Genomic DNA, 18,151 nt, shown 5'->3' on the forward strand with positions numbered 1-18,151 from the left:
AGCTTAGGGGACTCACCGCACGCCCCGCGGAAAGCGAGCATCCTGGAGCGGATATCAACCACTTCCAATAGCAATGTTATTGATACTGCTCCAGGACAGAGAAGAACTTTATAACAAATTCATAAAACACCTGTTCAGCCGGTGCAAGTTCACGGCCACGTGGAGTGATGATTCCAACCGTTCGTTTCACATCTGGAATTTCTATTGGGATTTTCACTGTAAAACGCGGTTTAGTTTCATAGAAAGAACTATCGGGTAAAAGTGTTACACCCATACCAGCTGTGACTAAGCCTTTTATCGCATCGAGATCTTCACCTTCACAAGCAATTTTGGGTATGAAGCCCGATTCTTTACAAGCATTCACAACGACTTCTCGTAAAATGTACCCATCAGGAAATAGAACAAAATTATCATTTCTTAAATCACTTAATAAAAGAGTTCTTTTTTCAGCTAAAGGATGCTGTTCGGGCAATAATGCAGAGATTTTTTCAGTGAACAATATAAAGCCTTCCAAATCAGGATCATTCGTTGGTACAGGCCCAAGAAAAGCTAAATCAATGTCACCGTTCTTTACACTCTCAGTTAAAAAACGATAAGATCCTTGGCGTAAATGAAAGGCAATATTCGGATGTTCTCTTTTGAATGCAGAAACCACTGTAGGGAGCAGGTGACCGGCAAGACTAGTCGGAAACCCAATCTTAATCGTACCTCTCTCAGGGTCTAAGTATTCATCTATCTGCTTTTTTGCATGTTCAATTGCTTTCATCGCAGTTTTTGCATGAGTTAAAAACAACCGGCCAACAGGTGACAGTTTGATATTTCTGCCTTCTCGCTCGAACAGCTCTACACCTAATTCCGATTCTAAATTTGCTATTTGGCGGCTTACAGCAGACTGAGCTACATGCAAAGCAAGTGCAGCTTCTGATACGTGTTCTCGTTCTGCAACTTCAATAAAATACGCTAATTGACGGATCTCCATAACTTTCCCACAACCAATCATTCTCAATTTGAGATTGTTTTAATCTAAATTATATATTGTTTCGATTAATTATAAACCTTAAACTAATTGAAAGAAAGTTTTGAACATTAAGTTGAAATCGTGAAGGGGGAGTAACCGATGACCTACAGTCAATTTCCAGAACCACAAGGGTTATATAGTCCGAACTTTGAACATGATGCTTGTGGAATTGGTCTATACGCTCATCTAAAAGGGCATGCTACCCATCAAATAGTGAAACAAGGACTTCATATGTTATGCCAGCTTGATCATCGCGGAGGGCAAGGAAGTGACCCGTTAACAGGTGATGGAGCAGGCTTGATGACTAAACTGCCTCATCGTTTCTTTAAAAAGGTAACAAATTTTGAGTTGCCGGAACCGGGCAGATACGGTGCAGGGATGATTTTTTTCCCGAACGATAAAGAAGCTCAAATGAAACTTGAAAATCAAATTAATTGTTTTATTGAACAAGAAGGGCAGACACTTTTAGGCTGGAGAACTGTACCGATTGATAGTTCTTCTATCGGAAAGAAAGCCCAAGAAACATGTCCGGTTGTCAAGCAGGTGTTTATTGCTTGTGATGACTCCATTATTGACGAGCTTGTTTTTGAACGGAAACTTTTTGTAATCCGAAAGCAAGCAGAACACTGGGCAAGACAAAACGGTCTGCAAACATATTTTGCGAGTCTGTCTACACAAACCATCGTCTATAAAGGACTTTTAACACCAGAACAAGTTGATACTTTTTATATTGACTTGCAGGATGAGGATTTTGTGTCCCCATTCGCTTTAGTGCATTCCCGTTTTAGCACAAATACATTTCCAACTTGGGAACGCGCTCATCCAAACCGTTATTTAATTCATAACGGAGAGATCAATACTCTTCAGGGCAACATGAATTGGATGAAAGCACGAGAAAAACAGTTTGTATCTGAAGCGTTTGGTGACGATATTCACAAGCTCCTTCCAATTTTAGATGCTGATGGAAGTGATTCTTCAATCTTAGACCAGGCGTTTGAATTTTTTGTACTTGCAGGAAGAAAGCCTTCGCATACAGCTATGATGCTGATTCCAGAACCATGGAGTGAGAATCCGCATCTGGAACAAGAAAGACGTGCATTTTATGAATACCACAGCTGTTTAATGGAACCGTGGGATGGACCTACAGCAATTTCATTTACAAACGGTAAACAAATAGGAGCGATCCTCGACAGAAACGGATTGCGTCCAGCAAGGTATTACGTTACAAAAGATGATTATATTATCTTCTCTTCAGAAGTAGGTGTTATTGACGTTGAAGAAGAGAACATTCTTTACAAAGAGCGTTTAAGTCCTGGAAGAATGCTTCTTATCGACATTGAAGAGGGGCGCATTATTACTGATAATGAAATAAAAGCAGAAATGGCAAATGAACAGCCATATGAAGAATGGCTGACAAATGGATTGCTTCAATTAGATGATAATGGGGAAGAGCCTGTTGTTAAATTAGAAGATATAAGAAGAAAACAAAAAGCTTTTGGGTATACGTATGAAGATATTCATAAATATCTAATCCCTGTAATTACCGAAGGAAAAGACCCAATAGGATCAATGGGAAATGATACACCCCTTGCTGTGTTATCAGACAGACCGCAATCATTATTTAACTATTTCAAACAATTATTTGCCCAAGTTACAAATCCGCCAATCGACGCAATTCGAGAAAAAGTCGTGACTTCTACGATGACATTGCTGGGCGGTGAGGGTAATCTGCTGCATCCAGGTCCGCAGAACGCTCGCAGAATTCAATTAGATTCTCCTGTTCTTACAACAAATGAATTTAATCAAATAAAAGAAAATAACATCAATGACTTTAAACCTGCGATTTTGCACACTCTTTTTTCAGAAGATTTGGAAAGTGAATTGATTTCTTTCCATAATAAAGCAGAAAAAGCTATTTCCGATGGTGCAAGCATCCTTATATTATCGGACCGTGAAATGAATTTATCTCAAACACCAATGCCTGTTCTGCTAGCGGTGAGTTCTTTGCACCACTATCTGGTTCAGAAGGGCTTACGCACAAGAGTAAGTTTGATTGTTGAAGCTGGTGAAGTTAGAGAGGTGCATCACTTTGCTGCTTTAATCGGATATGGTGCAGATGCAGTCTATCCGTATCTAACTTACAAAACGTTTGAAGAAGCAATAGACGAAGGTCATATCAAGCTCTCACTTCAAGAGACAGTAAAGAAGTATAAAAAAGGTGTAACAGATGGAATTGTTAAAGTGATGTCGAAAATGGGCATTTCCACGGTTCAAAGTTATCGAGGTGCTCAAATTTTTGAAGCAGTAGGTATTGGAAAAGAAGTTATTGATCGTTACTTTCCTGCAACCGCCTCACAAATTGATGGGATCACACTGGCTGAGATTCAAAAAGAGGCGCAGTTACGACATCAAGAAGGGTTTATGGAGACAATTGAGGACACTTTAGATTCAGGAAGTGATTTCCAATGGAGAAACTCAGGTGAACATCATGCCTTTAATCCAAAAACGATTCATACCTTACAATGGGCTTGCCGTAAGAATGACTATTCGTTATTTAAAACATTCTCAAAACTAGCGGACGATGAGCGCACAACGTTCTTAAGAAACTTATTTTCGTTCAAACCTGAAGCAAAAAGCATACCTCTTGAAGAAGTTGAACCAGTTGAATCTATCGTTAAACGGTTTAAGACCGGAGCGATGTCATTCGGATCATTGAGTGCAGAAGCACATGAATCACTTGCGATTGCAATGAACCGTCTAGGCGGGAAAAGCAACAGCGGTGAAGGCGGAGAAAATCCTGCTCGATTCATTCCCGATGCGAATGGAAACAACAGAAGAAGCAGCATCAAACAAGTTGCGTCAGGAAGATTCGGTGTTAAAAGTCATTATTTAGTTAATGCTGATGAGCTGCAAATCAAGATGGCTCAAGGAGCAAAACCTGGTGAAGGAGGTCAGCTACCTGGAAATAAAGTTTATCCTTGGGTTGCTGATGTTCGCGGATCAACTCCTGGTGTCGGTCTGATCTCACCACCGCCGCATCATGATATCTATTCGATTGAAGATATGGCTCAGCTAATACATGATTTAAAAAATGCAAACCGTGCTGCAAGAATCAGTGTAAAACTTGTAGCAAAATCAGGTGTAGGTACGATTGCTGCAGGTGTAGCGAAAGGGGCTGCTGATGTTATCGTAATCAGCGGTTATGACGGAGGAACAGGGGCATCTCCAAAAACGAGTATCAAGCATACTGGACTTCCATGGGAACTCGGTCTTGCTGAGACTCATCAAACACTGATGCTGAATGGACTTCGTGACCGTGTGACGCTAGAAACAGACGGTAAACTAATGACTGGTAAAGATGTAGTACTTGCAGCTCTATTAGGTGCTGAGGAATATGGATTCGCAACTGCTCCTTTAGTAGTTTTAGGATGCGTGATGATGCGTGCATGTCATCTGGATACTTGTCCTGTAGGAGTCGCAACACAAAATCCGGAGCTTAGAAAGAAATTCATGGGCGATCCTGAACATGTTGTGAACTACATGATGTTTGTTGCAGAAGAGATCCGAGAAATCATGGCACAGCTTGGGTTTAGAACAATGGATGAAATGGTTGGCCGTACTGACGTATTAACTATTGGTGAACGTGCAACGACTCACTGGAAGGCAAAACACTTGGATCTTACAAGACTTTTATATCAGCCTGAAGGTGTACGAACTTGCAAGACTGCTCAAAATCACAAAATTGATCAATCATTAGATATACAAGAAATACTTCCTAAGCTAAGCCCTGCACTTGAACAGCAAAAAGCGGTATCTATAAACCTTCCAATAAAAAATACAAACCGTGTTACTGGTACGATTGCAGGCAGTGAAATTACTAAACGTTTTGGAGAAGAAGGATTACCTGAAGATACAGTCACCCTTAACTTTACTGGTTCAGCGGGACAAAGCTTTGGTGCATTTATTCCGCGCGGCATGACTCTATACCTGAATGGGGATAGCAATGACTATTTCGGAAAAGGTCTTTCAGGCGGAAAGATGATTGTTGCTCCTCCAAAAACAGCAGAATACCTGGCAGATGATAATGTGATTGTAGGTAACGTTGCGTTCTATGGCGCAACGAGCGGCGAAGCTTATATTAATGGTCTGGCTGGTGAAAGATTTGCTGTCAGAAACAGCGGCGCGAACATTGTTGTTGAAGGTATTGGCGACCATGGGTGTGAGTATATGACAGGCGGAAATGTTGTTGTTTTAGGAGATGTCGGCAAAAACTTTGCAGCTGGAATGAGCGGAGGTATCGCTTATATCTACACACATCAGCCACTTCTGTTTAAGAGACTTTGCAATAAAGAAGGTATTGAGTTTGAAAGACTGGTTGACCATGATGAGACTGAATCAGTTAAAAAATTAATATTAAATCACTTTGCATATACACAAAGTGGTAAGGCTGCAGCAATTCTAGAGAACTGGAAATCAGCTCAATCACACTTTGTAAAAGTTATACCGAAAGATTATAAAGAAATGATTAAGAGAATTGATGATGAAAAACAAGCTGGTCTATCAGATCAAGAAGCTGTCATGAACGCATTTGAAGCAAGATCTGCTGCTAAAAAACCAGCAGGAAGTCTTGGACCAACTAAATTGATTCTTAAGTAGTCATAAGATGAAAGGAGAGATGATCATGGGTAAACCAACTGGATTTTTGGAGTTCCCGCGAGAAGATACAATAGAGAGAAAACCTCTCCACCGTCTGAAGGATTGGAAAGAATATACGGAAAAACAGCCGGAAGATATGCTTAAAAGGCAAAGTGCGAGATGTATGGATTGCGGTACACCATTTTGCCATATCGGTATAGAGATCAATGGGGCAGCATCAGGCTGTCCCATCAATAATCTGATTCCTGAATGGAACGATCTTGTATACCGCGGAAAATGGAAAGAAGCGCTTGACCGTCTATTAAAAACAAATAACTTCCCTGAATTTACTGGTCGAGTTTGTCCTGCTCCTTGTGAAGGATCTTGTACGGTCGAATTGGCGGGGCCAGCTGTTACCATCAAGAATATTGAACGAGCAATTATCGATAAAGGCTTTGAAAATGGATGGATTAAACCTAGAATTCCGAAAAAGCGTACAGGAAAAAGAATTGCTATTGTCGGTTCTGGACCAGCTGGTCTTGCAGCTGCGGATCAATTGAATCAGGCAGGACACTCTGTAACTGTTTTTGAAAGAGATAACCGTGCTGGAGGACTTCTCACATACGGTATTCCAAACATGAAGCTGGATAAAGATATTGTAAAGCGAAGAATAACGCTTTTAAGACAAGAAGGAATTGATTTTGTTCTTAATACTGAAATCGGAAAAGATGTTATGCCTGAAGATCTTAAAGCTGATTTTGATTCAGTTATCCTTTGCACAGGTGCCCAAAAACAAAGAGATTTGATTCTTGAGGGAAGAGAAGCAAAAGGCGTACACTTTGCAATGAAATATTTAACTCAATCCACTAAGCGGTTATTAAATGATAAAATCAGCGAACCGCTAATAGACGCTAAAGATAAAAATGTTATTGTAATAGGCGGCGGTGATACTGGTGCAGACTGTGTCGCAACTGCTTTACGCCAAAAATGTAAAAGTGTTGTTCAATTCGGGAAGCATCCTAAATTACCAGATGTTAGAAGCAAAGCAAACATGTGGCCTGAACAGCCTTATATCTTCACGATGGATTACGCATATGAAGAAGCAACTGCACAATTCGGGTCAGATCCAAGAGAATATTCAGTTCAAACAAAGAAATTGGTTGCTGATGAAAACGGAAATTTAAAAGAACTTCATACGATTCAAATGAAGAGAACCTCAGATGAAAAAGGTAATCTTTCATTTGAAGAAATTCCAGGTACTGAAAAAGTGTGGCCTGCAGATCTTGTTTTTATTGCAATCGGTTTTGAAGGAACAGAACAGCCAGTTTTGAAACAATTCGGTGTAGAAACAAAGAACAATAAAGTAGATGCGGAACATGGGGATTATAAAACAAACGTAGATGGTGTTTTTGCCGCTGGCGATTCCAGACGCGGGCAAAGTTTAATCGTTTGGGCAATCCAAGAAGGACGAGACTGTGCTAAAGAAGTTGATAAACAACTAATGGGCAGTACAGTTTTGCCTTAAGTGTTTTTTCCATGCTACAATAAACTCTAAAAGCCAAAAGCGTTTATTCTATGATAAAATAAGGGCTGGCTATGAAAATTCTATTTATAAATAAGGAGTAGAAGCATGGAAAAAGTACTTATTTTTGGTCATAAAAATCCCGATACTGACACAATAACATCTGCAATTGTGTATGCAGATTTAAAAACAAAACTTGGACAAAATGTTGAGCCTGTTCGCTTAGGCGAAATTAATGGTGAAACAAAATATGCGCTTGATTATTTTAAAGCAGATCTTCCTCGCTTAGTGGAAACTGTTTCCGATGAAACAAACGCTGTCATTTTAGTAGACCATAACGAACGTCAGCAAAGTGCCAATGACATTGATAAAGTACGTGTTTTAGAAGTTATCGATCATCACCGCATCGCAAACTTTGAAACAAGTGATCCATTGTATTACCGAGCTGAGCCTGTTGGGTGTACAGCTACGATCTTAAATAAGATTTATAAAGAAAAAGGAATAAAAGTTGAAAAGAACATTGCTGGATTAATGCTATCTGCGATCATTTCTGATTCTCTTTTATTTAAATCACCAACATGTACAGAAGAAGATGTTGAAGCAGGTCGAGAGCTGGCTGAAATCGCTGGTGTGGATGCAGAAGCTTATGGTCTTGAAATGCTGAAAGCTGGAGCAGACTTAAGCGATAAGTCAGTAGAAGAGCTTATCTCACTAGATGCAAAAGAATTTAACATTGGCGCAAGCAAAGTAGAAGTTGCTCAAGTGAATACAGTAGATGCAAGTGATGTATTAAAACATCAAGACGAACTTGAAACCGCAATCTCGAAAGTAATTGATGAAAAAGAATTAGACTTATTCATGTTCGTAGTAACAGACATTCTAACAAATGATTCAACAGCACTTGCCCTTGGAAAAAGAGCTCAATCTGTTGAAGACGCATATAATGTGAAGCTTGAGAACAATACAGCTGTATTAAAAGGTGTAGTATCACGTAAAAAACAGATTGTACCTGTACTAACAGAAGCAATGAGCAAATAATATCGATTCTATAAGATAGAGAAATCCATCTTTTTTTGATTGTTATTTTAGTTGACAATTATAACAAGCCTGTTATAATTTAAAACATAACACCAACTTAATAATTTCACGAAACCACTAGGGGTGCCTTTTAAAGGCTGAGATCGAAGTTTGACTTCGAGACTCTTAGAACCTGATCTGGATTATACCAGCGTAGGGAAGTGGCTGTTACGGAAACTTCATTATTTATTATGTTTTCTATACAACCACTTTCTATTGCTGAAAGTGGTTTTTTTGTTGGTTTAAAACTATCTTGAGGAGGACTTATATGCCTGCATTTACTGAAGAACTGCGTAAACAAGCTGACCAAATCTGGGAAGCCAATCTTAATCACCCATTCGTAAGAGGAATTGCCGAGGGGAATCTGCCTTTAGAAAAATTTAAATATTATGTGTTGCAAGATTCTTATTACTTATCACATTTTGCAAGAATTCAAGCATTAGGAGCTGCAAGAGCTGATGATTTATACACAACCTCCAGAATGGCTGCACATGCTCAAGGGACGAATGAAGCAGAGTTAGCATTACACGAAAAGTTTATTAAACAACTTCATATCACAGAAGAAGAACTAGCAGAATTTGAACCTGCACCAACCGCATATAATTACACTTCACACTTGTATCGAGTTGCTGATTCTGGAAGTTTAGGTGAAATAATTGCCGCCATTCTTCCATGTTATTGGATTTATCATGAAATCGGAGAAAGGTTTGAAGGTGCCGAGCCAAAAGAACCTATATACCAGGAATGGATCGCTGCATATGGAGGAGTGTGGTTTGGTCAGCTTGTCCAAGAACAAATAAGCCGATTAGATAACTTAGCAGAGAATGCAAGTCACGCTGAAAGAAAAAAAATGACACAGCACTTTTTACTCAGCTGCCAGTATGAATATTTGTTTTGGGAGATGGCTTTTATATTAGAAAAATGGCCGGTTCCAAATACGCGCATCTTAAGCAGTGAGAGGAGAACTGAAAATGTCTAAGAGATTAAAGTTGACTGATATATTAGTCACGATTGTAATTTCGACCGGTTTTGGAATTCTTTATAAAATATGGGGACCTCTCTATTATGCCGTTAAACCATTAGGTCTTCACATTGATCAATTAATCTATGGGATGTGGTTTATGGCTGCAACAGCGGCATTTTTGATCATTCGCAAACCAGGAGTGGCTCTCCTTGCAGAAGTTGCTGCTTCTTCAGGAGAATTTTTAATGGGATCAGAATTCGGGCTAGAGGTATTGTTATATGGTATAGTTCAAGGTTTATTTGCCGAACTCTTACTCATGGCATTTAGGTATAAACGTTATGATTTATTGGCTGTTTCATTGGCAGGGATAAGTTCTTGCCTAGGCTCTTTAATTTTGGACTTTTATAAAGGATATATTGGTGATTTATCAACTTGGAATCTTATCCTCTATATTGGATTTAGACTTATCGGAACCATCCTTTTTACAGGAGTATTTGCTATTGCCATCGTGAAGGCACTTGAAGCTACTGGTGTTACCAATCTCGTCAGATCTTCATCACGAAAAGATTTCGAATCATTGGATCAATAAAAGAGGTGTTTGTTTATGGAATGTATTACATCCGTTAACAAGTTGAGATTAATGTTTCCTGAAGAGGAAGAACTATTATTTAAAGATTTGTCTGTTTCCTTTCAAAAAGGTGAAAAAGTATTATTACTTGGGCCGTCGGGATGCGGAAAATCTACACTTCTGCAAGTCTTATCGGGGCTCATTCCACGATCGATTGATATTCCAATCAAAAGTGAGAGCATACAAATCCCCGATTCATGGGGATTTGTATTTCAGGATCCTGATTCACAGTTCTGTATGCCATTTGTTGATGAAGAAATTGCGTTTGTTTTAGAAAATCTTCGAGTACCGAGAAAAGAAATGCCTAGCAGAATTAAAGAGCTTCTATATACTGTCGGTCTCCACCTTGATGACATTCATACGGAGATTCGAACACTTTCTGGGGGAATGAAACAGCGTTTAGCACTAGCATCAGTTTTAGCTTTAGATCCTGAGGTGATATTTTTAGATGAACCAACTGCATTAATTGATGAAGAGGGTACTGCACAAGTATGGGATACTGTTAAAGTTATTTCAAAAGATAAGACGGTAATCATTGTTGAACATAAAATTGATCAGATCATAGATTTTATCGATCGAGTTATTGTTTTTACACATGACGGAAAAATCATTGCGGATGGAAATTCAACATATGTTTTTTCCAATTTCAAAGATGAGCTTAAAAAATTTGGAATTTGGTATCCCGGTGCATGGGAGGAATATAAAGAAGAGAATGTCCAAAACACTTTCACGAAACACAGTGATAATATGCTGCGTTTAGAAAACTTTCAAGGATACAGAAAAAAAGAAATTGCGATTACTTTAGAAAAAGCTGCCGTTCACTCTGGTGAATGGATTACTATTACAGGAGATAATGGGGCTGGGAAAAGCACGCTGTTATTATCGATGATGCAATTACTAAAAACATCCGGTGATTACACAATCGATGGACGACCAATAAAGAATTTTGCTGACTTGCAGAACAAAGCTTATTTTGTTTTTCAAAATCCTGAATATCAATTTTTAACGAATAGTGTAATAGATGAGATTACTTATGAATTAAGGCAAAGAAACGAAGAAAATAATGTAGATGTTATTAAAAAGGCAAATGAACTCTTAACAATATTCGGGTTGAATGATCAACAGAAACAACATCCTTATAATCTGTCACTTGGTCAAAAGCGGCGATTGAGTGTGGCCACTGCTTTTATACAAAATCCTCAGTTATTATTATTGGATGAGCCTACTTTTGGACAGGATTCTAAAAATACATTTAAGCTGCTTGAATTGTTGCAAGAAGAGAGCCAAAAAGGAACAATCATCATTATGGTCACACATGATTTAAATATAATACATCATTTTGCCACTAGAATATGGGAAGTAAAGAATGGAAAAGTAATCAACGACTGGAAGAAGGATAAGAAAAAAAGAGGATCAGGGGATAACGTGTATGCATACAGCATTTAAAAAAAGATGGCTGCATAAGATTAACCCTGCTCTTAAACTATTTACACTCACTTTTTTATTTATATTTGCTGTAACGATCCATCATTTGAATTTTATGATTACTTTTACATTGACAGTTTCTATTTTGTTCTTCTTTTGTACTGGCCAACCCTATAAACATATTTTGCTTTTTCTGCTGCCTTTTTTATTTGTATTTTTCTCAACGGCAGTTTCTATGATTTTATTTGGAAAAGGCGAAACAACTTTATTTAAATGGGGGCTTGTACACGTTACAGAGGAGAGTTTATATCGGGGTTTGCACTTAGGTTGTAGAGCACTTGTATTTGCGATGATGGGTATAACATTCGTTTTGACAACAAAGCCGGTCCAGCTCTTTTATTCACTGATGCAGCAGCTTAAACTTCAGCCAAAATATGCTTATAGTTTTATGGCGGCAATTCGGCTGATTCCAATTATGTTTGAAGAATTACAGACCATTCGGGATGCACAAAAAGTAAGAGGAGTTCAGACTCGAAAAGGAATAAGCAGTTTAATAAAGAGTATAAAATCACTGCCAATTCCTTTACTTTCACAAAGCATACGAAGAGCTTTTCGAATTGCAGTTGCAATGGAAGCAAAGAGATTTAACTCATCAAAAGAACGAACTTTTTATTACAAAATTCGTTTTTCACGATATGACCTGTTATTTATAGGGTATTTTGTTTTATCGATAAGTGGAGCTTATATAATTGCAATGGAATTTCCGCTCTTTCCTATAAAAGATGTTAGAAATTAAAAAGGATAAGCACACTCAAGAAATATGAGTGTGCTTTCATTTTGGAATAATAATACGATCTTTTTGTTCTAACAAAATGGTATAGTCGCCAATATTTAATTTTTGATATATGGGATATGGGACTGTTAGTACCTTACCAGTTGAAAAAGCAATCTTGTAAAGTGGCTTTGTCATCAGTGCTGTTCCCATATCTAAAACTTGTTCATATCGAACTTTATGAACAACTTGACCTCGATATTCTGTAATCTTAAATTCATCCTCAACAAACCCTGCCCAGCCAGAATACAGCAAAAAGCTTGCTAAGAATGTACTTATAAATATAATATAACGTTTCATAATCCCACCTCATTTTATTATTGAACAAAAGCCTAAAAATTATAGAAAGAGGGAAGGGTTTTTTAAAGGGATTTGCACTCTTTTACCAAATATAAAAAGAATGAGTATTATTTAAGACCAGTCTTTCACTTTTAAGGATTTTATATATCGGTTATGCAATCCAGTTAATAGAACAAGAGCAATAATTGTACCTAATAAAGTAAGAGCCATATCCCATTGTGCATCCCAAATGTCACCTTGAGCGCCAACAAAGTCCTTTGTTTTCTTTTTTGAAATTATACTTGCAATCCATTCAATAATTTCGTAAAACGCTGACAGTGATAAAGTCATATTTATAGCAAGGAATTGAACCCATTTACCAATTGGCAAAGCCGATTTTAGGATTAAAATCTCACGAAATACAATTACTATTAAACCTTTTATAAAATGACCAAATCGATCGTAATGATTCCTTTTGAAGTCATAAGTTTCTTGTATCCAGTCAAAAAGAGGCACATCATTATAAGTAAAATGCCCCCCAATAAAAGTCAATATGGTCAATAGAGCTATAATGCAGTAAGAAAGCGTAGTAAGTCTTACTTTATTGTAATAATAAAGCACAACTAAAATGGCAATTACAGAAGGTCCAACCTCTACAATCCAAATCGGATAACGAGCAGGTTTAATGAATGACCAAATAAAAAATGCTATTACAATTATTAAAAGAATAAGGTGAATGTTTTTTCGTTTCATTATGGATATCCCTCACAATCTAACTATAGTATTGATGTTCTTACGCATACGTATACTTTCTGCAGCATATTTACTACAAATCAAAAAAGGGATGTGGAGCATCATGACAAAAAAGATCGCTGTAGCTGTCCTGCATGGTATCGGGGACCAAAAAGAAGATTTTTCAGATATATTTTCAGAAGAACTGACTAAAAGATTTTCACAAAATCTAAAACCTTATTTACCAGCTCCAGAAGCAGAGTTAGTTATTCAGCCTGTCTATTGGGGCAGTGTGTTCAATGGACGAGAAAATGAGATGTGGGAAAAGCTCTCAAAAGCTGCAGAATTAGATTTTGCAAAGCTGAGACATTTTGTTATTCACTTTTTTGGTGATGCCATCGCTTATCAGCCCTCTGCAAATCACAATCCGAACTACATAAAGGTTCATGAAGTCTACGCGAAGGGACTTCAAAAGCTGAGCAAAAAAGCAGGTCTAGACGCACCTTTATTTGTTATAGGTCACAGTTTAGGAACGGTAATTACAAGCAATTATTTTTATGATTTACAATACATACCTGATAGAGTTCCTGAAAAAGTTCAAGAAAATATGGGTGATACACCTCTTGAACGAGGAAACACACTTACAGGTTTCTTTTCTTTAGGAAGCCCGCTGGCTTTATGGAGTTTAAGATATGCTGACTTTGATGTTCCAATAAATGTACCCTCACCTAATCTGAAAAAATATTATCCCAGCCTGAGCGGAAGATGGATAAATATGTACGACAAAGATGATGTCTTTGGGTACCCGCTTAAACCGCTAAATGATGCATATGATAAAGCTGTTGCAAGTGATGTTGAAATAAATAGCGGGAATCTAATCAGCAGCTGGTCACCGTTATCTCATATGCACTATTTCACAACGAATGATTTAATCAATCAAATAGGTGATGACCTCGCTAATACATGGAAACAAATTAATTTAAAAAGTAGCTAATACAATAACAACCATTCAAGTCCTTTATTAAATAAAGCAATCAATGTGATTTCAAATTTATTGCAGGCAGCTGGAAACGCCCTACAGGCTCTTGGAGGGAAATTTGAGCTGGATGATCCTAATGGTGACCACGAATACAGTCAGTCTTTAATAGTAGCAAGATGCTGGATTCAAGCAGTTGGAGCCAGTATTATCAGCATTATGATAACTGATGAAAAAAGAAAGGAAATTAAAATTGGAAAAGTATGAAAATATAATGAAAAAATACATAGAAGAACACAATCTATCAGCAGAGCATTATACTTTATCAGAGTCTTGTCATTCAGTAGAAGACGCCGCACAAGCAATGGATGCTTCTTCAGATGAGTTTGTAAAAAACATTTGTTTAATTGACGAAAATAAAAATTTAATTGTCGCAATTGTAAAAGGTGAAGATCGAGCCAGCACAACCCGTGTTGGTAAAGAATTAAATATCCCTAAACCAAAGTTAGCTAATGAAATAGAGATTTTAGAGCAAACTGGATTTCCTGTTGGAGGGGTGCCATCATTCGGATATAAAGCTTTCTTTTTAGTAGATCCTAAAGTAACAGAACAGTCTTATGTATATACGGGAGGAGGGTCTCCACATTCTCTTATAAAAATAAGTGTGGAAGAGATGCTAAAAGTTAACGAGGGAAGAGTAGTAAGAATTAGAAAGTAATTTATGAAGACCCCAATGTTTTTAAGACATTGGGGTTTATCAAATGATTAATAAGGTGAAATATTACTAACCATCGTATTCCTTTTTCTTTAAGCTGAACCCTAAGATTAATTTTAAAAGGGGAGGTACTGCAAAGAATATGAACAGAATTCTAAATAATTGATACCCGGTAATCATTGATACATCAGCATTTAATTCATGTCCTATAATTCCCATTTGATCCGCGCCGCCAGGGGCAAGGCTTAAGAAACTTGTAATGGCTGAAAATTGATACTGCCATACAAGCAAAAAGCTCATTCCTAATGAAATACACACTAAAATTAAACTGCTGAATAGGGCTACAGGAATAATTTTTGCTCTATGTTTTAATTTATCAGGTTTTAGTAATAAACCTATATAACCCCCAATCATAAATTGAGAGATATCCAGAACTGCAGAGGGAAGAGGCGGTCCTTGAACACCTGATACATTCAAGAAAGCGATTCCTAGAATTGGTCCTAATAAAAAAGCTGTGGGCAGATTAATCCTTTTTCCTAAAAGAGCAATTATTACAGAAAATATCGCAAATAAAATGATTTGAGGAAAAAACTCCTGTTGCACACTAGTGCTGATAACTTGGGGAGCAGTTTCCAATTCTTCTTTTGAAAGCAGGGGGCTGAAAATAAGAAAGGGAACTAAAAAAATAATCATAATAACTCTGATCACTTGAAAGAAAGTAACAGTGGTAATATCAATTCCTTTTGTTTCTTCCGCAAATGTTATGATTTGCGATAAACCTCCAGGAATACTGCTAGTCAGAGCAGTAGGGAAATTAATATCGGTAATACGTGATATAAAAAACGCCATTCCGGTACATATCAAAATAAGGAGGATCGTCATAAATGCCATCGATGGAAGCTTTGATATCATCGTAAAGAGTGTATCCCGTGTAAATGTAAGACCGATTGAATAACCGACTATAATTAACCCTGTATTTCGGATATATATTGGCCAGTGCAGCTTGATTATTCCTAGATTAGAAACTAATAATACTACTGTCATCGGTCCCAAAAGCCAAGGGATAGGCAATTTAAAAATGCAAAAAATGAATCCGCCGATTAATGCGGAAAATAGAGTTACAGATATTTGGAGAAGTTGATTAGTTTTATAATTTTGCATACTCTTCATCACAAAACCTTCTTTTGTTACTTTTGTTTTTATACTTGCTTACTATAGTGTAGCACAGTAACTCCATGAACTGTAAGGGATATACTCAACTGGCTGCTTTCTTTTTATCCTCAAAATTTCCTATCAAATTATCAATCCATCTCGAACAAAAATGAAAGGAACGCTGAAAGATAGGGCTCTGAATAAAGGTATAGATGAAAGTGAAAATGAAGACAGGTCCACCGATTAATAATCCAATTAATAAAACGAGACATTCCATCATAATTCTGACTCTGCTGATAGAAATGCCCGTTTTCTCAGATATTGAAAGCATGAAACCATCCCTGGGTCCTGCTCCTATTCCAGCCGCAGAATACATCCCTCCGCCTATTCCCATCAAAACAATACCCATAAATAAAATTAGTACATCAAACGGAAGGCTGGATGAGCTAGGAAGCAGTTCAAAATATAAAAAAGTATCTACCAATACACCAACTAAAACAGCATTTAAAAAAGTACCCACGTTTATGTATTTTCTATTCACCTTTAAGGTTATTGAGATCAGAACAAGTCCCACAATTATGTTCCATGTACCAATCGTTAAACCGAACTTATCAAATAAAGCGATATTTAAAACATCCCATGGGCTAACCCCTAAATATTTCACTTGAATGGCTAATGCGATTCCATAGCTGAAGATGCATAACCCAATTACAAAAAAGAAAATCTTAATTCCATATCTCATCTGCTTTCCCTCTTTTCCATAATTAAGCCTATAAATTAATTAGACTATAAAGGAAAGAAAAATAAAAAGAAACTTAAAAGATTTATAAATTATGAAGAAGGATTCAACCGAATTTGTCGAATGGTAAAAGATAATAAAAAATAAGAGGGGTACACATGGAATCTATCGTTGAAGCAAGTGAACAATATCTAGATCGTGTAACAGAAATGGGAGTAGATCTTTGGCCTAATAATAATTTTGCCGAGTTAAAAAAGGAGTTTTCAGATCTTATCAATTCATCGAAAGATAAGTTGTTCCTGTACATAATAAATGAAAAACCTTCAGCATTTATTCATGTCTCAATCAGAAGTGATTATGTAGAAGGAGCAGTTTCAAGTCCAACAGGTTTTGTTGAAGGTATTTACGTATCGCCTAATTTAAGAAGAAGGGGAATATCAAAAAAACTATTAGATGAAGGGGAAACATGGCTTAAAAGCAGAGGGTGTACTCAAATCGGTTCAGATATTGAACTTAATAATGAAACAAGCTATTTGTTTCATACACAAGTTGGATTTAAGGAAACTAACCGGCTGATTGCATTTATTAAGGATATTAATTAAAGGCGGTTTTTTCGCAAACTTTGTTGCTCTTGAAAGTGGTTAATTTCCGTTCTAGGTTGCTCGTTTTCCGCGGGGCGTGCGGTGAGCCCTCGTGAAAGATAAAGTGCTGCTCCTGCGTCTACAAGAAAATCCTGCCGAAGTGAGCTTCCTCGTCGCATGCCTTACGAGTAGAATAGCCAGGTAGTCGGCACGCTGATCCCGCAGGACAAGGAAGGCTTTGACAGCGTTAAACATCGCACGAAGAAAATGTGATTTTCATTTTCGAGGAGTCTCGCACCTTGCTCTCCAATCAACTAGTCGAAGAAGCGTACTCCACAAAAAATGTTCAAAAAGCAACAAGCTTTTAGAAATGAGCCTAATTAAAAATAAATAAAATAGAGGGCAGCCACATGGAAAGAAACACAATAAAGAGCCCCGCAAGAATTAAAAGTAAACCGTTAAGCCAAAACTTATTTGTTTTATGTGAATAAAGCAGTTTCCAGGTTCCCAAAAAGATAAGCACGATTCCGGTTATAAAGATAAATAAAGAAATAATCCCGCTTGCTTTTAATATTTTGTTACCGACTACTATCGCAGCCGCAGAAAAAAACAGAATGATTATCTTGGGATTAACTTTACTTTTTACCTTCATATTAGTTCCTCCAAAAAGACATGAGAAAATAGCTCTCATGCTTTTTTTTATCTAAATAATTTTTTCACTACCATTCTACTTCCGTAATATTCGGAAAAGAAGTGTACATGTACCTATTGAATCTGGATAGAGGCTAAACTCTTCAAATATTTAAATCATTCATGTTCTTTCAGCACCTTTAATAAAATCAATTAAAGACTAATATTAAAAAACCCATTACTTTG

17 protein-coding genes and 1 riboswitch are annotated in these 18,151 nt (G+C 37.2%); of the genes, 11 read left to right on the top strand and 6 right to left on the bottom strand.

The annotated features are described in order from the left end of the window. Positions 1–76: 76 nt before the first annotated feature. Positions 77–979 carry a glutamate biosynthesis transcriptional regulator GltC gene (locus tag ABE41_RS11080; RefSeq protein ID WP_066290089.1) on the bottom strand — a complete coding sequence of 301 codons (903 nt, stop codon included), beginning with the start codon at positions 977–979 and terminating at the stop codon, positions 77–79. 138 nt (positions 980–1,117) lie between these two features. On the opposite strand from ABE41_RS11080, the gene gltB reads away from it, so the two are divergent. The 7 genes from gltB (at position 1,118) to ABE41_RS11115 (ending at position 12,065) form a co-directional block, all read left to right on the top strand. After that, entirely contained in the window at positions 1,118–5,674 is a 4,557-nt protein-coding gene (gene gltB / locus ABE41_RS11085; RefSeq protein WP_066290092.1) for a glutamate synthase large subunit, read from the top strand. Between the two features lie 25 nt (positions 5,675–5,699). Continuing rightward, positions 5,700–7,178 carry a glutamate synthase subunit beta gene (locus tag ABE41_RS11090; protein ID WP_066290094.1) on the top strand — a complete coding sequence of 493 codons (1,479 nt, stop codon included), beginning with the start codon at positions 5,700–5,702 and terminating at the stop codon, positions 7,176–7,178. A gap of 105 nt (positions 7,179–7,283) precedes the next feature. Further along, positions 7,284–8,213 carry a manganese-dependent inorganic pyrophosphatase gene (locus ABE41_RS11095; RefSeq protein ID WP_066290096.1) on the top strand — a complete coding sequence of 310 codons (930 nt, stop codon included), beginning with the start codon at positions 7,284–7,286 and terminating at the stop codon, positions 8,211–8,213. A gap of 109 nt (positions 8,214–8,322) precedes the next feature. Continuing rightward, positions 8,323–8,429: riboswitch (TPP riboswitch) on the top strand. A gap of 91 nt (positions 8,430–8,520) precedes the next feature. Further along, complete coding sequence (gene tenA, locus ABE41_RS11100; protein ID WP_066290099.1) at positions 8,521–9,231, top strand: thiaminase II; 711 nt, start codon at positions 8,521–8,523, stop codon at positions 9,229–9,231. Further along, positions 9,224–9,805: an ECF transporter S component gene (locus tag ABE41_RS11105; protein ID WP_066290102.1), complete on the top strand. Its 582-nt coding sequence runs from the start codon at positions 9,224–9,226 to the stop codon at positions 9,803–9,805. The genes tenA and ABE41_RS11105 overlap by 8 nt, the downstream gene beginning before the upstream one ends. 15 nt (positions 9,806–9,820) lie before the next feature. Then, the gene (locus ABE41_RS11110; protein WP_066290104.1) at positions 9,821–11,290 is read left to right on the top strand and encodes an ABC transporter ATP-binding protein; all 1,470 of its coding nucleotides are present in this window, start codon (positions 9,821–9,823) and stop codon (positions 11,288–11,290) included. Continuing rightward, complete coding sequence (locus tag ABE41_RS11115) at positions 11,274–12,065, top strand: energy-coupling factor transporter transmembrane component T family protein (RefSeq protein ID WP_066290106.1); 792 nt, start codon at positions 11,274–11,276, stop codon at positions 12,063–12,065. The genes ABE41_RS11110 and ABE41_RS11115 overlap by 17 nt, the downstream gene beginning before the upstream one ends. A gap of 36 nt (positions 12,066–12,101) precedes the next feature. On the opposite strand, the gene ABE41_RS11120 is transcribed toward ABE41_RS11115, so the two are convergent. Then, the gene (locus ABE41_RS11120; RefSeq protein ID WP_066290113.1) at positions 12,102–12,401 is read right to left on the bottom strand and encodes a hypothetical protein; all 300 of its coding nucleotides are present in this window, start codon (positions 12,399–12,401) and stop codon (positions 12,102–12,104) included. A 111-nt stretch (positions 12,402–12,512) separates the two neighbouring features. Then, the gene (locus ABE41_RS11125) at positions 12,513–13,133 is read right to left on the bottom strand and encodes a DUF2238 domain-containing protein (RefSeq protein WP_066290115.1); all 621 of its coding nucleotides are present in this window, start codon (positions 13,131–13,133) and stop codon (positions 12,513–12,515) included. Between the two features lie 103 nt (positions 13,134–13,236). Here ABE41_RS11125 and ABE41_RS11130 point away from each other — a divergent pair, with 103 nt between their 5' ends. The 3 genes from ABE41_RS11130 to ABE41_RS11140 are packed head-to-tail and all read left to right on the top strand — an operon-like array spanning position 13,237 to position 14,806. Beyond that, on the top strand, positions 13,237–14,106 hold the full coding sequence (locus ABE41_RS11130; protein WP_066290125.1) for a chemotaxis protein: 870 nt from the start codon (positions 13,237–13,239) through the stop codon (positions 14,104–14,106). 39 nt (positions 14,107–14,145) lie between these two features. Continuing rightward, positions 14,146–14,355 (top strand): DUF6944 family repetitive protein, encoded by a 210-nt coding sequence (locus ABE41_RS11135; protein ID WP_437435474.1) that lies wholly within the window; start codon positions 14,146–14,148, stop codon positions 14,353–14,355. Next, positions 14,342–14,806 carry an aminoacyl-tRNA deacylase gene (locus tag ABE41_RS11140; RefSeq protein ID WP_253805321.1) on the top strand — a complete coding sequence of 155 codons (465 nt, stop codon included), beginning with the start codon at positions 14,342–14,344 and terminating at the stop codon, positions 14,804–14,806. Before ABE41_RS11135 ends, ABE41_RS11140 begins: the two co-directional genes overlap by 14 nt. A gap of 66 nt (positions 14,807–14,872) precedes the next feature. Here the strand turns inward: ABE41_RS11140 and ABE41_RS11145 are convergent, their stop codons facing one another. Together ABE41_RS11145 and ABE41_RS11150 are read right to left on the bottom strand one after the other, a co-directional pair. Continuing rightward, complete coding sequence (locus ABE41_RS11145) at positions 14,873–15,973, bottom strand: AbrB family transcriptional regulator (RefSeq protein WP_083207772.1); 1,101 nt, start codon at positions 15,971–15,973, stop codon at positions 14,873–14,875. Between the two features lie 85 nt (positions 15,974–16,058). Beyond that, positions 16,059–16,697 (bottom strand): YczE/YyaS/YitT family protein, encoded by a 639-nt coding sequence (locus ABE41_RS11150; protein ID WP_066290131.1) that lies wholly within the window; start codon positions 16,695–16,697, stop codon positions 16,059–16,061. A gap of 155 nt (positions 16,698–16,852) precedes the next feature. Here ABE41_RS11150 and aac(6') point away from each other — a divergent pair, with 155 nt between their 5' ends. Continuing rightward, a complete protein-coding gene (gene aac(6'), locus ABE41_RS11155) occupies positions 16,853–17,296 on the top strand; it encodes an aminoglycoside 6'-N-acetyltransferase (protein WP_066290133.1) in 444 nt (147 codons plus the stop codon). 355 nt (positions 17,297–17,651) lie between these two features. On the opposite strand, the gene ABE41_RS11160 is transcribed toward aac(6'), so the two are convergent. Beyond that, a complete protein-coding gene (locus ABE41_RS11160; RefSeq protein ID WP_066290138.1) occupies positions 17,652–17,927 on the bottom strand; it encodes a hypothetical protein in 276 nt (91 codons plus the stop codon). Positions 17,928–18,151: the final 224 nt, after the last annotated feature.

The sequence above is a fragment of the Fictibacillus arsenicus genome (assembly GCF_001642935.1).
GTDB lineage: Bacteria > Bacillota > Bacilli > Bacillales > Fictibacillaceae > Fictibacillus > Fictibacillus arsenicus_B.

What these genes read in the sequence shown, in the direction of transcription:
- gltB (WP_066290092.1), top strand. Translation starts at nt 1,118, where the DNA reads ATGACCTACAGTCAATTTCCAGAACCACAAGGGTTATATAGTCCGAAC.
- ABE41_RS11105 (WP_066290102.1), top strand. Translation starts at nt 9,224, where the DNA reads ATGTCTAAGAGATTAAAGTTGACTGATATATTAGTCACGATTGTAATT.
- ABE41_RS11090 (WP_066290094.1), top strand. Translation starts at nt 5,700, where the DNA reads ATGGGTAAACCAACTGGATTTTTGGAGTTCCCGCGAGAAGATACAATA.
- ABE41_RS11120 (WP_066290113.1), bottom strand. Translation starts at nt 12,401, where the DNA reads ATGAAACGTTATATTATATTTATAAGTACATTCTTAGCAAGCTTTTTG.
- ABE41_RS11130 (WP_066290125.1), top strand. Translation starts at nt 13,237, where the DNA reads ATGACAAAAAAGATCGCTGTAGCTGTCCTGCATGGTATCGGGGACCAA.
- ABE41_RS11095 (WP_066290096.1), top strand. Translation starts at nt 7,284, where the DNA reads ATGGAAAAAGTACTTATTTTTGGTCATAAAAATCCCGATACTGACACA.
- ABE41_RS11160 (WP_066290138.1), bottom strand. Translation starts at nt 17,927, where the DNA reads ATGAAGGTAAAAAGTAAAGTTAATCCCAAGATAATCATTCTGTTTTTT.
- ABE41_RS11145 (WP_083207772.1), bottom strand. Translation starts at nt 15,973, where the DNA reads ATGAAGAGTATGCAAAATTATAAAACTAATCAACTTCTCCAAATATCT.
- ABE41_RS11115 (WP_066290106.1), top strand. Translation starts at nt 11,274, where the DNA reads ATGCATACAGCATTTAAAAAAAGATGGCTGCATAAGATTAACCCTGCT.
- ABE41_RS11150 (WP_066290131.1), bottom strand. Translation starts at nt 16,697, where the DNA reads ATGAGATATGGAATTAAGATTTTCTTTTTTGTAATTGGGTTATGCATC.
- ABE41_RS11080 (WP_066290089.1), bottom strand. Translation starts at nt 979, where the DNA reads ATGGAGATCCGTCAATTAGCGTATTTTATTGAAGTTGCAGAACGAGAA.
- tenA (WP_066290099.1), top strand. Translation starts at nt 8,521, where the DNA reads ATGCCTGCATTTACTGAAGAACTGCGTAAACAAGCTGACCAAATCTGG.
- ABE41_RS11125 (WP_066290115.1), bottom strand. Translation starts at nt 13,133, where the DNA reads ATGAAACGAAAAAACATTCACCTTATTCTTTTAATAATTGTAATAGCA.
- ABE41_RS11110 (WP_066290104.1), top strand. Translation starts at nt 9,821, where the DNA reads ATGGAATGTATTACATCCGTTAACAAGTTGAGATTAATGTTTCCTGAA.